This window comes from Schaalia meyeri (assembly GCF_900105015.1).
Taxonomy (GTDB): Bacteria; Actinomycetota; Actinomycetes; order Actinomycetales; family Actinomycetaceae; genus Pauljensenia; species Pauljensenia meyeri.
In genome coordinates, this window is record NZ_FNLK01000012.1 from 255413 (window position 1) to 269412 (window position 14000).

Below are 14000 nucleotides of genomic sequence, written 5' to 3' on the forward strand. Positions count from 1 at the left end.
TAACTTCCGCACTGTGTGTGACGGGGTGGATGGTTCAGCAATAAGCATAGGAGCGACTTCGGCCAGATGCTACATTTACCGGAAAAATATGAAATACCTTTCACGTTTTGACGTAAAATACCGAAAATCCTATGAGCCAGCTCTCATTTCATTACCGTTCGGTAGAGAAATTTGCGGGATTGTCACACACCAAACGCGTCTCTACGCGCGGTTTCCCGACCGCTCCAACGCGCGCATGAGAGCGCGAGGAACCTCATCCGAGGAAGCAACGCTCACCTGGATGACGCCGCGCGTGTCAAGCATCTGCGAGACCGCCATGCGACGCTGCTCCACGACACCCCGGGCCTCCTTGGCCAGCTGCTCATCCCTGCGCAAGAAATCAGGCAGCGGCCCCTCGTTGACGTCAATAACCGTCATGTCTGGATCAACATCCGCCGGGTTCATATCGGCCACCGATATCTGCACGACCTGATGGCGCACGGTCAGCGACTTGATGATGTCGTCCGCCTCCTTCGTCGGAAACGGCTGAGTCTGATCGCTGACGATCACGACAAGCGAGCGCCTCCTGGTCGTCGTGAGCGCCCGACGCAAAAGGCGCAGCACGTCCGAACGCGGAGAGGCCAGGGTAATATCCTCCGCGATGCGACGCATGATCGTCTCCGCGTGGCCATTGCCCGTCCGGGCCGGCATGAAGCGCACCCTGCGCGAATCCCCGGCGACCAGGCCGATCTGGTCCCCCCTGGCCACCGACAACCACGCGATCGCCTCGCACGCCGCCAGCGCCACCTCCTCCTTCGACTCCCCCGACGGGGCCAGAGCGCCCATCTCGCGCCCCGTATCGACTACCAGGATCACCTGAACGTTCGCCGTCGCCTCGTGACGCTTGATCGTGGGAGTCCCCGTCCGGGCGGTGGCCGCCCAGTCGATCTCGCGCACGTCATCGCCCGGCTGATAGGGGGCCAAGTCCATGAACTCCCAGCCCCGCCCCCACCTCAGCGCCGAATGTTGCCCGTCCATGACGGACAGGAGCTTGCGCATAACGGGAAGCTGGATGCGCGTCGACAACGCGTGGATCTCACGCGACCTCACAGGCACGATAGGCCTCCTTAAACTGGCCGGGAAAAGCGGCAGCCGTCACGGCACCGGAACCGCGTTGAACACCGCGTCGATCAGCCCCTCAACAGAAACGTTATCCGCCAGCGCGTCGAAGGTACGGATGATGCGGTGGCGCAGAATCGCGTAACGCAGCCTCTTGATATCGTCGGGCACCACGTAGTTGCGCGCCTCCATGAGCGCCAGAGCCTGAGCGATCTGCATGAGCGCAATGCCGCCTCGCGGAGAGGCACCCACGCGCACGTGCTTGGTCCACCCAGGCAGCGGATTCGGGCCCGCTCCCCTGGTGGTGTTGATGATGTCAACGATGTACGCCTTGAGGGTGCTGTGCACGTACACGCGGCGCGTCAAATCCTGCAGCAACAGAACATCGTTGACGGAGACCGGCTCCGAGGCGACGGGGACCTCCATCGCACCCGAATCGATACGCTCCAGGACCTCTAGCTCGTCAACCGGCGCGGGGTAGGTGATGACCTCCTTGAGCAAGAATCGGTCCATCTGCGCCTCAGGCAAAACATAGGTGCCCTCTTCCTCGATGGGGTTCTGCGTCGCCATCACCATGAACGGCCTGGGCAGGCGGTGGTTGACGCCGCCGATCGTGGTCTGCCCCTCCTGCATCGCCTCCAGCATCGCCGACTGGGTCTTCGCACTCGATCGGTTAATCTCATCGAGCAGGACCAGGTTCGCGTGGACCGGTCCCAGCTGGGTGACCATCTCGCCCGAGGCCTGGTTCCAGATCTGCGAACCCACGATGTCGTTGGGCATCAGATCCGGCGTGCACTGGATACGGTGGAACGTACCGGAGACGGCGGAGGCCAGGGTCTGAGCGGCGGTGGTTTTGGCCAGGCCCGGCACCGACTCGACCAAGACGTGTCCGTCCGCCAGCAGGCACGCCGTGAGCGCCGTACGCAGATCCTCCTGCCCGACAACTTTCGCCTGATAAATCACGGTAATGCGGTTCAGAATGTCCTTGGCCTGGGCAAGTTCCGCATCGGTCAGGTAAACGGCCACAAAGTCTCCTAGTGTGCACGGGAAAAGGTGCTGCTGTGGTTAGTCTAGTGCGCGGGGCGCGTTTTGGTGGACATGTGTCCAGACGCACCCCGCTCCGGGCCTGCCCGCGTCACCGGGTCAGCCCGCAGCACCCTGAACGACGCGCACGACCTCCGCGAAGTCGACGCGCCGCCTGCGCTCGTCCTCGGGGGCAGCAAGGCACGTGTACACGCCCGACTCGACCGTCACCCCGCGCGCCACGCCCCAGGCCCACAGGGTTTCGAGTTGCAACTGCGCCGTGACGATCGCCTTACGTGAATAGTCGTCGAAATACCCAACTCCGATCAACGGCACATCGCCATAACCGGGCATGAGCAGGTGGATATTGACGCTACCGGCGATATAGTCATCCCCGTAGTCACTCGGCTCACTGAGGCAAATAAAGAGATCCGAATGTGATCTCGGCCATGCATAGTCCGACCGATTCGTCCCCTCGACCAGGTGAAAACCCATTCGGTCCACGACGAGCCGGTCGTTGCCGCGTATCTTCACGTCGTAGACGTAGTAGCCGATCACGCCAAAGGGAACCACGCACATGACGACGAGCGCGACGATGTCGGAGGACGAGCGGATAGCTCCGGACGCGCTATCCGGGTTCGTGAGAAAAATCAGCCCCACGACGAACGGACACAGCAAAGAGAGACAGATCCCGCCGACCCACATGACCTTCGACCATGTCGAGCGGGAAGCGGATCGTTTGAACACGAGCGGCTCCTGCGCCATCCACACCTGATTCGGCGCCAAAAATGGCTGAAATGCCGTGGGGCCGACAGTGCTCGCGCCCCCAGCATTTGGGACGTTGCCTGGACTATTCGGAGTCACCGGGGGAGCAGTAAACCACGCATACGGATTCTACGGGTTCGTGCCAGGGTATCGTCCGCTCATCTCGTCTCTTTCCTCGCCTCTGCACACATTCTACTCACGCCGTTCAACGCCCTCAGTGCCTCGTGGCCGCCGCGGGGCCCACTTGTGGCACCCGGCCGGGTGGAGGCTGCGGGAGCTATTGCTGGACCTGCCCAGTCTGGGACTGTGGAAGCCGACTTCCAGCGACACACGGGAGGCCGGGCCCGATCGGGCCCGGCCTCCCGCACTCGGTGTGCGCGAGATGCAGCGAGGCGCTCAGGCCTTCGCGGCGGCGATGCGCTGGCGGAACTTGGCCAGCTGCTCGGTGATGGCGGCGGGGAGCTTATCGCCGAACTGCTTAAAGTACTCCTCCGTGTCATCCATCTCGGCGGCCCACGCGTCGGGATCGATCGCAAAGAGCTTCGCCCACACGGCCTCGTCGATGTCCAGGCCATCAAGGTTGAAGTCCTCGAACTTCGGGTAGCGTCCCGTCACGCCGTCGATGGCCTCGACCTCGCCGGCGGCGCGGCGGACGATCCAATCCAGGACGCGGCTGTTGTCGCCAAAGCCGGGCCACATGAAGTTGCCGTCCTCGTCCTTACGGAACCAGTTGACCTGATAGACCTTCGGGAACCCATCGCCCAGTTCCTTCTGCATATCAAGCCAGTGGCCCCAGTAGTCGGCCATGTTGTAGCCGCAGAAGGGCAGCATGGCGAAGGGGTCGTGGCGCAGCGAACCGGCCTTGACGTCGGTCGCGGCCGCGGTGACCTCGGAGGCCACGGAGGCGCCGATGAACACGCCGTGGGCGGGCTCGTACTGCTCGGCGACCAGCGGGACGTTGGTGGCGCGACGTCCGCCGAAGAGGATGGCGTCAACCGCAACGCCCTCGGGGGCTTCCCAGTCGGGGCAGATGATCGGACACTGCGAAGCGGGAACGGTGAAGCGACTGTTCGGGTGAGCAGCCTTCTCACCGGACTCGGGGGTCCAGTCGTTGCCGTGCCAGTCGATGAGGTGCGCGGGAACCTCGCCGTCGATGCCTTCCCACCACACGTCACCGTCGTCGGTCAGGGCGACGTTCGTGAAGATGGAGTTAGCCTTGCCGGTCTCCATGGCCATGGGGTTGGTCTTGTAGGAGGTGCCGGGGGCGACGCCGAAGAAGCCGGCCTCGGGGTTGATGGCGCGCAGTCGCCCATCGGGGCCGGGGCGCATCCACGCGATGTCGTCGCCGACGGTCTCGACCTTGTAGCCGGGGATCGTGGGCTGAAGCATGGCGAGGTTGGTCTTGCCACAGGCGCTCGGGAACGCGGCAGTCACGTGGAACTGCTGGCCCGTGGACTCGCGGGTCAGGCGCAGGACGAGCATGTGCTCGGCCATCCACCCGTCGCGGCGGGCCATCGTCGAGGCGATGCGCAGCGCGAAGCACTTCTTGCCCAGCAGAGCGTTGCCGCCGTAGCCGGAACCGTAGGACCAGATCTCGTTGGTCTCCGGGAAGTGGGTGATGTACTTCTCGTCATTGCAGGGCCACGAGTCATCTTCCTGACCGGGCTCGAGCGGGACGCCGACGGAGTGAACGGCGGGAACCCACACACGGCCTTCGCTGATGAGGTCCATGGCGCCCGCGCCCATGCGGGTCATGATGCGCATGTTGCACACGACGTAGGGGGAGTCGGTGATCTCGACGCCCAGCTGAGAGATGGGGCCGCCCAGGGGACCCATCGAGAAGGGAATCACGTACATGGTACGGCCCTTCATGGAACCCGTGAACTTCTCACGCAGGGTCGCCTTCATTTCCTTGGGATCCGCCCAGTGGTTGGTCGGACCCGCGTCCTCTTCCTTCTCGCAGCAGATGAAGGTACGGGACTCGACGCGCGCAACGTCGGACGGCTTGGAACGCGCGAGGAAGGAGTTGGGGCGCTTCTCCTCGTTGAGCTTGGTGAACATGCCGCTGGCGACCATCTGAGAGGTCAGGCGATCCCACTCCTCCTGGGACCCGTCGGCGAATTCGATGGCATCAGGGGTGGTCAGCGCTGCGATTTCAGCAACCCACTTGATGACGTCTTCGGGAGCGTTCGCCGGAGCGGCCGCTCGCACGTCCTGTTCGGTTACGGACATTTTGCCTCCTGAGGCATTTTGGGTTGTCGGGGCCGCCTCGTGCGCCCCCGCTTGGCACAATCCATCATGCCGGAACGAATGCCCACGCTTGCGGGCGCTTGGTCCCGGTCACACCTCAATCCTAGCCGAACGAATCACGCGCCGCCCGGCCCGCAGGGACCTTCAGCCCACCCGCGAAGCACCCCCGACGACCAGGGCACACCCGGGCCTCGCGAGCGGGAAAGAAACGAAGCCCCCACACCATATCGTGAGATAGAACACGAAATATGGTGTCACAAATGCGCATCTGAACTTGAAGTAGCACCGCACCATGACCGACGATTACAGGTAGCACAACAGTGCTGTTCACCATTGGAAGGACCGAGTACACCATGGGATTCCGAAACAAGACCCAAGGCCCTGACTTTTTTGAATACTTCACCTCCCAGGCGCGCCAGCTCGTGCAGGCCGTCGAGTTCCTCTCACACATTTATGCCGCCTCCCCCGAAGAACGCATCGCCCTGCGCGACCAGCTCCACGAGGTTGAGCACCGCGGCGACGAACTGAACCACGAGATCATCCAGCGCATCAACTCCTCGTTCATCACGCCTTTCGACCGCGAAGATCTGCAATCCCTGGCATCCCACCTGGACGACTGCCTGGACTTCATTGACGAGGCCGGCGACCTGCTGGTCGTCTACGGAATCGCCGACATCCCTTCCTCCCTGGTCTCCCTGCTCAACGTGCAGCTCGATGTCATCAAGAACTGCGCCGACCTCACCGCCGAGTCCATGCCCTCGCTGAAGTCCCCAGTGGACATGCGCGACTACTGGATCGAGATCAACCGCCTCGAGAACGACGGCGACCTGGCCTACCGCCGCACCCTGACGGCCCTGTTCGACTCCGGCCTGGATGCGATCACGATCATCAAGCTCAAGGACATCGTTCAGGGCCTCGAATCCTGCGCCGACGCCTTCGAGGAGCTGGCCAACGTCATCGAGTCCCTTGCACTGAAGGAATCCTGAACCGTGGATCTGAACCTGATCCTCGTTAGCGTCGTCATCGCCGTCGCGCTGTTCTTCAGCTACACGAACGGATTCCACGACGCAGCGAACGCGATCGCGACCTCGGTATCGACGCGCGCTTGGACGCCTCGAGCGGCGCTCCTGATGGCGGCAGTCATGAACGTCGTCGGCGCCATGATGGGCACCGCCGTCGCTAAAACGGTCGGCAAGGGCATCATTTCGATCAGTCGTTACGCCGAGTCAACGCAGCCGGAGATGCAGCACAAGGGCCTGGTCATCATCCTGGCCGCGCTGCTGGGTGCCTGCATCTGGAACCTGGTCACCTGGTGGTTCGGGCTGCCCTCTTCCTCGTCGCACGCCCTCATCGGCGGCCTCGTCGGCGCCGGCATCATGAGCGGCACGGCGGTCCACTGGTGGGGCATTCTGGACCACGTCATCATCCCGATGTTCGCCTCGCCGATCATCGGCTTCATCGTGGGCTACATCGTCATGCGGTGCGTCCTTCAGCTGCTGCGCAAGGCGCAGTATCACCGCTCCATGCGCCGCTTCCGTGCAGCGCAGCGCTTCTCGTCAGCAGCGATGGCCCTGGGCCACGGCATCCAGGACGCTCAAAAGACGATGGGCATCATCATCATGGCGCTGCTGGCCGGTGGATACGGCGAGACGCACCAGATCTACGACCCCATCACGGGCGACTTAACGGTGCCCCTGTGGGTCAAGGTTTCGGGCGCTCTGGCGATTTCGTTGGGCACGATGGCCGGCGGCGGGCGAATCATGCGCACGATCGGCCGCAAGATCATCGACCTGGATCCGGCGCGCGCCTTCACCGCCGAGGCCGTGTCCTCCTCGATCCTGTACCTGTGCTCCTACGTCATCCACGCCCCCATCTCGACGACGCAGGTCGTATCGACGGCGATCATGGGCGTGGGCTGCACGAAGCGCTTTTCGGCGGTTCGTTGGGGCGTCGCGGGCAACATCGTTGTCGCGTGGTTCCTGACCCTGCCAGCCGCGGCCCTGGTGTCGGCGATCGTGTACCTGGCAGTGGCTCTGCCGCTGGGGGTCCACTAGTGACACGCATTCGTCTCGTTGCTCTGGCCGCCGCACTCGGCATCGTCACGGCCCCGCTGGCTGGGTGCTCGGATTCCTCCGTCAGGCACATGCGGGTCGGACAGTGCATACGCCTGCCCCACGAAGAGACCGCGACCACCGTTGAGACCACCGGCTGCGCCCGCGAACACGACGCCGAGGTGTTCCACGTGACCTCCGCGCCCGACGGCGACTTCCCCGGGGCGGATACGTTGAACAAGCAAGCCGAAACCGAGTGCATCTCGGCGTTTGACGAGTACGTGGGAACGGACTACCTCACGTCATCCCTAGATGCCACGTGGATGATTCCGACGAAGGACTCGTGGGCGCAAAAGGATCGGTCGATCGTGTGCCTGGCGCGTCCGCTGGATCATTCAAAGCTGACCAGTTCGGTGAAGAAATCCGGCATGTGACGCTGTGCCGCCATCCGCGTGGCGGTTTGGCCCAGGCCGGGCCGCCGCGCGTTGTTAACGGGGGAAGCGTCATCTGTGCTTGACGCTTCCCCCGTTCGGCAGTCTCGTTGTTATAGTTTTTGCAGCGCAGCGGTATCTGCCCATCACACCTCACCCGTCCTCGCCGTGCCGCGCGCCCGCACTCGACGAAACCACGGTCCCATCGCATCAAGGAGCACCATGTCCCACGCTTTTCCCCGCACTCTCACCCTCGCTGTCCTGGCCGCCGCCCTGGGGGTGAGCCTGCCGGCGTGCTCTCTCTACCCCTTCGGTAACAGCACCTCCGCCTTCAACATGAGGGTCGGCCAGTGCGTCCAGCTCCCGGACGACTCCCAAGTCTCCAGGCTCGAGACCTCCGAGTGCACCGAGGCGCACGACGGGGAGGTCTTCCACATTGCGAAGCTCACAGATGCCACACTACCCTCCGAGGACGAGATGAAGGAAAAGGCGAAGGACAACTGCACCGGTGCTTTTGAGCCCTACGTCGGCAAGTCGTACGAAGAATCCGACCTTGAAGTCACGTGGCTGTACCCCACCACGCAGACTTGGGCGACGGGCGACCGCGAAATCATCTGCATCGCCACCTCGATGAACGAAGACAGGCTGATGGATTCGGTGAAGGATTCCGGCATGTGAGGTACAACGGGTTGGGTGCGCCGCGCGGGCGCTCCCAGCCCGCGTCAGCGGCGCTTCGCGCCCTTTCGGCAGGGCGCTGAGGGATCTTTCGTGGTGACGCCGTGCGTTTCAAACGCGGCCACGACCGGACCTTCGTCGCCATGCTCGACGTGCGCGACCAGGATCTGCCCACACGTCAGGACGGGGACGCAGGCGCTCGCGATGCTGCCCGCCCCGTGGGCTCGTATTTCCTCGATGATCGCCTCGCGCGCCTCGCCCACGACGGACAGGACGGCCGGGCTACCGTGTTCGCGCAGGCGTTCGGCCGCAAAAGCGCGAATCCGCGCCAAACGAGCGTCGATGTGATGCCGCCCGGCGTCGGCCCCACGGGTAGCGTCAAGGGAATCCACCAGGGTCACCGACCCGCCCCCCATCGACGCCCACGGGGTGAGGACCTGGCGCGCCCGAGCGCTGGGCGACGCGTAGGCACGCTCCGCCCCGAAGGCACTGAGCAGATCGATGAGGTCAAAAGCCTGACGCACGCCAAACCGGCTGAGCGGGGGATCAGCGGGGATCGAAGCTCCCTCGGCCTCCCCCGACGACGCCCGCTCCACCTGCGCCGCCCTCCTGGCCGCCGCCGACGCCACCATCGCGGGGGTGGGCGCACGGCGGGAAGGGTGGGGCGCGGGGGCGGGGGCTACCCCCGTCCCCGGAACGGGACCAGGCTCGGAGGCGGCCAGGGCCTGGTTCGCGGCAGGAGCAGCGCCCTCGCCGGGGCGTAAGACGATAAGGGTGGTGGTGGCGAGGCGACCCTCGCGGGCGCGGGCGACGAGGTCGGCAAGGAGGCGGCGGTCGCCCCGTCGGGTGAGCATGTTGGCCGCCCGCTCGGGAGTGGCCCACGCGGTTCGGTCGATTTCGGTGCGGGGTGCCCGGGCGACGGGGGCGCGCAGCCGCTCGAAGGCGCTGCCGGGGGACACGGGGGTACCCACCCAGTAGTGGACCTCCTTCGTTTGTCCACCGCCGAGCCTGTAGCGCTGAGTGGTCAGGGGCGCGCCGAGCGTGACAATCTGGCCGGTTTCTTCCTCTACCTCGCGGACGGCGGCCGCGACGAGGGCTTCCCCGTTTTCGGCTTTTCCCTTGGGCCAAGACCAGTCGTGGTAGCGGGGCCGGTGGACCATGAGGACCTCGATGACCGCGGGATCAATGGCCTCACCGGGAACGGCGGCGCGGTCGGGGTCGGCGAAGCGCCAGACGAGCGCGCCGGCTGAGCGAACGAGTCGCTGAGGGCGTGGGGCTGGCATCGCAGACATAGGGCCCAGGGTAGTCGCCCGACGGCACACGCGCCCTGGCGGGCGCATCACGTCACCCCAGGTGGCGTTGCCCCGCACCCCTAGTCGAGTGTGCCGGCGGCTGCTTCGCGCGCGGCGACACCGAGTTCGTCGGCCGTGATCGCCAGCGCAGAGGTACGCATGGTGACGCGGTGAGCCAGGGGGTCGGCCGGGTCTTCGATCCACAGAGCCCCAGCCTCCCCGGCTGCCAGGACACGCATGGCACGCGAAGCCTGGGCCAGCACGTGTTCGAGGTCGTCGTCGGTGAGGCCGCCATGCAGCAGGGAGTCGACCTCCTCCATAACGAGGCTCAGGGGCCGCACGTGGGTGGGGCCTTCGAGGCTCTGGATGGTCGGCGCGTTCGCTCCCTGCGAGTATCGAGATTCGACAGGGCCAGGGTCGCGGTGGTACCACTCATGCAGCAAGTAGAGGCGCCACAGGGCTCCGGGGAGAGTGAACTCGGGGCTGCGGGACCACACGTGCGCGATCGCATCGACGCCGCGGGCGCGCACGGCCTCGCGCAGCCGGGCGACGTCCTCGTCGGTGAAGGAATCGTCCCCCACCCCCATGAGCGCCCACGCGGCGGTGTGTGCGACGGCTGCGACTTCTGCTGGATCTTCGTCGCCAACGATGGACTCAGCCCTCGCTGAGTCGAGCATGGCGGGGCGGCGAGGAATGTTTGATTGGGCCATGGGGACCGGTTCCTCCTACAATGGGATCAATGGGCCTATAGCTCAATGGTAGAGCAGCGGACTTTTAATCCGTAGGTTGGGGGTTCGAGTCCCCCTGGGCCTACTGGTCGCCTCGGGTTTTCCGGGGCGTTCATGCTATCTGTGGGCGTGGCTGCCCGCGTTGGGAGGCACACCGATGGATCCTCTTTTTTCCCGCGCGTACGGGGCGCTGGCCGGGCTGGCGCTCGGCGATGCCCTGGGCATGCCGACCCAGGCCATGTCTCCAGATCACATCGCCAGCGTGTACGGCGAGATCAGGGGCCTGGTGGACGCGGACGCGAGCCAACCCTACGCGCCGGGCATGCCGGCGGGGTCGATCACGGACGACACGGAGCAGGCGCTGTTGGTGGCATCCCTCCTGCTGCGAGGCAAAAACACCTCGGAAGGTCGGGGGATCCTGGATGCGGGCGAGTTCGCCCACGCGCTGCTGGAGTGGGAGGAAGCGATGATCGCCCGCGGGTCTTCGGACCTGCTGGGCCCCTCCACGAAGGCGGCCCTGGAGCGGGTGCGCGCGGGCGAGGAGCCGCTGACCGTGGGCGGCGAAGGCACGACGAACGGGGCGGCGATGCGGGTTACACCGATCGGCATCGCGACCTCGATGGCAGACCCCCAGGCCTTCGCGGACGCCGTGTGGTCATCCTGCCGGGTCACGCACGCGACGCGCCAGGGCTTCCAGTCGGCTGCGCTGGTGGCCGCCGCAGTATCGATCGGGATAGGTCGGCCCGGCTCTCCCCCGATGGACGTGAGGAGCGTCCTGTGGGAAGCCGTCAGCTTCGTGGCCTCCCTGCCTGCGCGCGGCGCATGGACCCCGGAACCGGACGTGGTGGCGGCGACGCGCAGGGCGTTGAACATCGCCAGCAACCACAACGCGCACGGCGGCCATCCCATTCAACGCCTCGTGGAGCAGATCGGCACGTCGGTGGCTTCCGCGCAGGCCGTTCCGATGGCTTTTGCGCTTGCCTTCCTTCACGCGGACCACCTCGCCCTGCGCGCTGCCGCGAACGTGGGCGGCGACACGGACACGATCGGAGCCATCGCCGGTGCCATGATCGGCGCGGTCCGCGGAGTCGAGCAGTTCCAGGGTCACGGCCTTGAGCAGGTAGAGGAGGTCTCCCACCTGGACCTGCAGGCAGTTGCCGAGCAGCTGCTGGCCCTCCGCGCACCCTACCCCGTCGACATGAGCCACCACGCGCTCTTCGAGCCCGTCTGCCCACCCGCCCCATTTAGCCCTACCCGCGAGGACTCGCAGGCGGGGCGCGTCGTCCTCATGGGGCAGATCCTCGTGGACCTGGCCCTGCGGGGCGATTCCTTTCCGCACCCGGGCGGCGACGTGTGGGCCACCCACGAGGGGGCCCACGTGGGCGGGGGCTTCAACGCCCTGCTGGCAGCGCGCCGCATGGGGGCCGAGGCCGTTTCACTCAGCCCGATCGGCGAAGGCCCCAACGCCTCGTCGATTCGCCAGGCTCTCCAGCGAGAGGGCATCGCGGACGCCGGGCCGCGCGTGGCGGGAATGGACAACGGCTACTGCGTGGCCTTCACCGACTCCACCGGCGAGCGCAGCTTCATCTCCACGAGAGGAGCGGAGACCCACACGCCGCCGCGCGCCTGGGCAGACTTCGTCCAGACCATGGGCCCCTTAGACGTGCTGTACATCGACGGATACCTCATGGCTCACCCGGCGAACGAGGAGGCGGCGCGACAGGCGCTGCGAGTGCTGCCCGAACACGTCCGCGTCGTGGTTGATCCCTCCCCCATTGCTCGCGTGCCCTCGGGTCTGCCGCGTGACAACGTGATCCTCTCGATGACCGCGACGGAGGCCCACGGACTCGGCGCCTCGATCGTGGCTGACCGTTCGGCATGCGACGCCTGCCAAACACCCGAAGGGGCAGCGGGGTTCATCGCACAGCTCTTCAACAGCCACGCCGTGATCCGCGTTGGCGCCAACGGCGCGTACTTCGCACACCCCACTCACGACGACAAACTTTTTAACCGGCCCGCCGTCACCCACGTTCCCACCCCGAGCGTCGATGCGATCGACACCAACGGCGCGGGCGACGCGCACACCGGCGTCCTGGCCGCCTCCCTTGCACTCGGAATCCCCCTCGAGAGAGGCCTCCTACTGGCCAACTGCGCGGGCGCGCTGTCCACGAGGGTCGTCGGGCCGGCCTCCTGCCCCTCCCGCGAAGAGATCGAGGCCGCTGCCCACGCCCTGGGGTGACCGGGCGCGGGCGTGGCCCCGTCTCTCGTACGAGCGATACCGGTGGACGTGGGCGGTACGCCTCAACCGGGCCGGGTCGGCGCGCCGCGCGAGGAGGCCAACCGGGAGAACGGAGCAAAACGCCACGATAGCGGGGCGAAAAGCCTGGAGAGCGGCTAGGGCCTCGAGGCGAGCCACACGGCGGCCGACACCAGCGCCAGGCCGACCATTTCAAAAACGCCGGGGATTTGCCGCAGCATGACCGCTCCGACCAGGGCGGACGTGGCGGGCAGGATCGCGGCAAACAGGGCGAATGTCGGGGCGGCCAGTCGCCGCATGGCGATGGCCTCGAAGGAGTACGGGATGACCGTGGAAAGCAGGCCGACTCCGACGACGATCGCGATGAGATTCCAGGAAGCGGTGGCCGCCATCGCGCGCGGTCCGAGGACGGGCGCGAAGACCAGGGCTCCCCACGCACATCCGAGGGCGAGGTTGGTGACGCCGTCGCGGGTGGAGGAGGCACGCTGGCCGACGACGATGTAGGCAGACCACGCTGCGGCTGCCAGCAGGATCCAGGCGACCCCGACACGCACGCCGGTCGAGCCGAGATCGAGGGCGAGACCACTGATGCAGGCGACGCCAGCAAAGGCGAGGACCGCTGCGATGCGGGGGCGCATTCCGTGGCCGCGCAGGACGGCGACGGCGACGGGACCGATGAACTCGATGGAGACGGCGGTCCCCAGAGGGATGCGCGCAATGGCCTCGTAAAAGGAGGCATTCATGGTGACGACGATGATGCCAAAGAGCGCGGAGATGGACAGGTCGGAAAGAGTCAGGCCGCCGCGCCAGGGGCGTTTCCATGCGAGGAGGACGAGCGCTCCCGTGACGACGCGCCACCATGCGACGGATGCGGGCTCAACCGAGGCGAAGGCAACGACGGCGAGCGCGGCGCCGACGTATTGGATGAGCGCCGAGCCGACAATGTAGAGCTGGGCTGGGATGCGGTCGCTGACGATCAGGCGCGCGGTGGCACGGCCGGAACAGGGAGCGGGTCCACTCACTGCGCGGGAGCGAAGGTGAGCGCAGCCGAGTTCATGCAGTAGCGCATGCCGGTGGGTTGTCCGGGAGCGTCGGAGAATACGTGGCCCAGGTGGGAGTCACAGGTAGCACAGCGCACCTCGGTGCGGATCATGCCGTGACTGGTGTCGACGTATTCGGTGGTGGCGCCGGCGTGGGCCTGGAAAAAGGAGGGCCACCCGCACGAGGAATCGAACTTTGCGTCGGAGTCAAAGAGCTGGGATCCACACCCTGCGCACGAGTAGGTGCCGACCCGTGCCTCATCCAGGAGCTCACCGGTAAAGGGGCGCTCCGTACCAGCTTCGCGCAGCACGTGGTAGCGCATGGGGCTGAGGAGTTTCTTCCATTCGGCGTCGGTGCGGGCGGCAGGATCGGTAGCGTTCATGCCTCCA

13 protein-coding genes and 1 tRNA gene are annotated in these 14000 nt (G+C 65.9%); 6 read left to right on the plus strand and 8 right to left on the minus strand.

Going from position 1 to position 14000, the window contains the following annotated elements:
* Nucleotides 1-201 precede the first annotated feature (201 nt).
* From BLT68_RS06580 to BLT68_RS06595, 4 genes are all read right to left on the minus strand, one after another.
* On the minus strand, nt 202-1095 hold the full coding sequence (locus BLT68_RS06580; RefSeq protein WP_050695666.1) for a DUF58 domain-containing protein: 894 nt from the start codon (nt 1093-1095) through the stop codon (nt 202-204).
* Between the two features lie 39 nt (nt 1096-1134).
* On the minus strand, nt 1135-2124 hold the full coding sequence (locus tag BLT68_RS06585) for an AAA family ATPase (protein WP_050695665.1): 990 nt from the start codon (nt 2122-2124) through the stop codon (nt 1135-1137).
* Nucleotides 2125-2241: 117 nt separating this feature from the next.
* A complete protein-coding gene (locus BLT68_RS06590; protein WP_131800085.1) occupies nt 2242-2868 on the minus strand; it encodes a hypothetical protein in 627 nt (208 codons plus the stop codon).
* A gap of 414 nt (nt 2869-3282) precedes the next feature.
* Nucleotides 3283-5118 carry a phosphoenolpyruvate carboxykinase (GTP) gene (locus tag BLT68_RS06595; RefSeq protein ID WP_074633339.1) on the minus strand — a complete coding sequence of 612 codons (1836 nt, stop codon included), beginning with the start codon at nt 5116-5118 and terminating at the stop codon, nt 3283-3285.
* Nucleotides 5119-5489: 371 nt separating this feature from the next.
* Between BLT68_RS06595 and BLT68_RS06600 the strand changes: the two genes are divergently transcribed.
* From BLT68_RS06600 to BLT68_RS06615, 4 genes are all read left to right on the plus strand, one after another.
* Entirely contained in the window at nt 5490-6122 is a 633-nt protein-coding gene (locus BLT68_RS06600) for a DUF47 domain-containing protein (RefSeq protein WP_050695883.1), read from the plus strand.
* 3 nt (nt 6123-6125) lie between these two features.
* Nucleotides 6126-7190, plus strand: coding sequence for an inorganic phosphate transporter (locus BLT68_RS06605; RefSeq protein WP_070778537.1), 1065 nt, complete (start codon nt 6126-6128; stop codon nt 7188-7190).
* Entirely contained in the window at nt 7190-7621 is a 432-nt protein-coding gene (locus tag BLT68_RS06610) for a septum formation family protein (protein WP_050695661.1), read from the plus strand. The genes BLT68_RS06605 and BLT68_RS06610 overlap by 1 nt, the downstream gene beginning before the upstream one ends.
* 219 nt (nt 7622-7840) lie before the next feature.
* A complete protein-coding gene (locus BLT68_RS06615; protein ID WP_070778541.1) occupies nt 7841-8296 on the plus strand; it encodes a septum formation family protein in 456 nt (151 codons plus the stop codon).
* 44 nt (nt 8297-8340) lie between these two features.
* Here the strand turns inward: BLT68_RS06615 and BLT68_RS06620 are convergent, their stop codons facing one another.
* Nucleotides 8341-9576, minus strand: a complete 1236-nt coding sequence (locus BLT68_RS06620) for an NUDIX hydrolase (RefSeq protein WP_074633341.1) — start codon at nt 9574-9576, stop codon at nt 8341-8343.
* An 89-nt stretch (nt 9577-9665) separates the two neighbouring features.
* Entirely contained in the window at nt 9666-10295 is a 630-nt protein-coding gene (locus tag BLT68_RS06625; protein ID WP_074633342.1) for a hypothetical protein, read from the minus strand.
* Between the two features lie 31 nt (nt 10296-10326).
* Between BLT68_RS06625 and BLT68_RS06630 the strand changes: the two genes are divergently transcribed.
* Both BLT68_RS06630 and BLT68_RS06635 read left to right on the plus strand, forming a co-directional pair.
* Nucleotides 10327-10398 (plus strand) — tRNA-Lys (locus BLT68_RS06630).
* Nucleotides 10399-10470: 72 nt separating this feature from the next.
* Nucleotides 10471-12552: a PfkB family carbohydrate kinase gene (locus BLT68_RS06635; RefSeq protein WP_074633344.1), complete on the plus strand. Its 2082-nt coding sequence runs from the start codon at nt 10471-10473 to the stop codon at nt 12550-12552.
* Between the two features lie 155 nt (nt 12553-12707).
* Here BLT68_RS06635 and BLT68_RS06640 read toward each other — a convergent pair whose 3' ends face one another.
* Both BLT68_RS06640 and msrB read right to left on the minus strand, forming a co-directional pair.
* On the minus strand, nt 12708-13592 hold the full coding sequence (locus BLT68_RS06640; RefSeq protein WP_050695657.1) for an EamA family transporter: 885 nt from the start codon (nt 13590-13592) through the stop codon (nt 12708-12710).
* Nucleotides 13589-13993 carry a peptide-methionine (R)-S-oxide reductase MsrB gene (gene msrB, locus BLT68_RS06645; protein WP_050695656.1) on the minus strand — a complete coding sequence of 135 codons (405 nt, stop codon included), beginning with the start codon at nt 13991-13993 and terminating at the stop codon, nt 13589-13591. The genes BLT68_RS06640 and msrB overlap by 4 nt, the downstream gene beginning before the upstream one ends.
* Between the last annotated feature and the right edge of the window lie 7 nt (nt 13994-14000).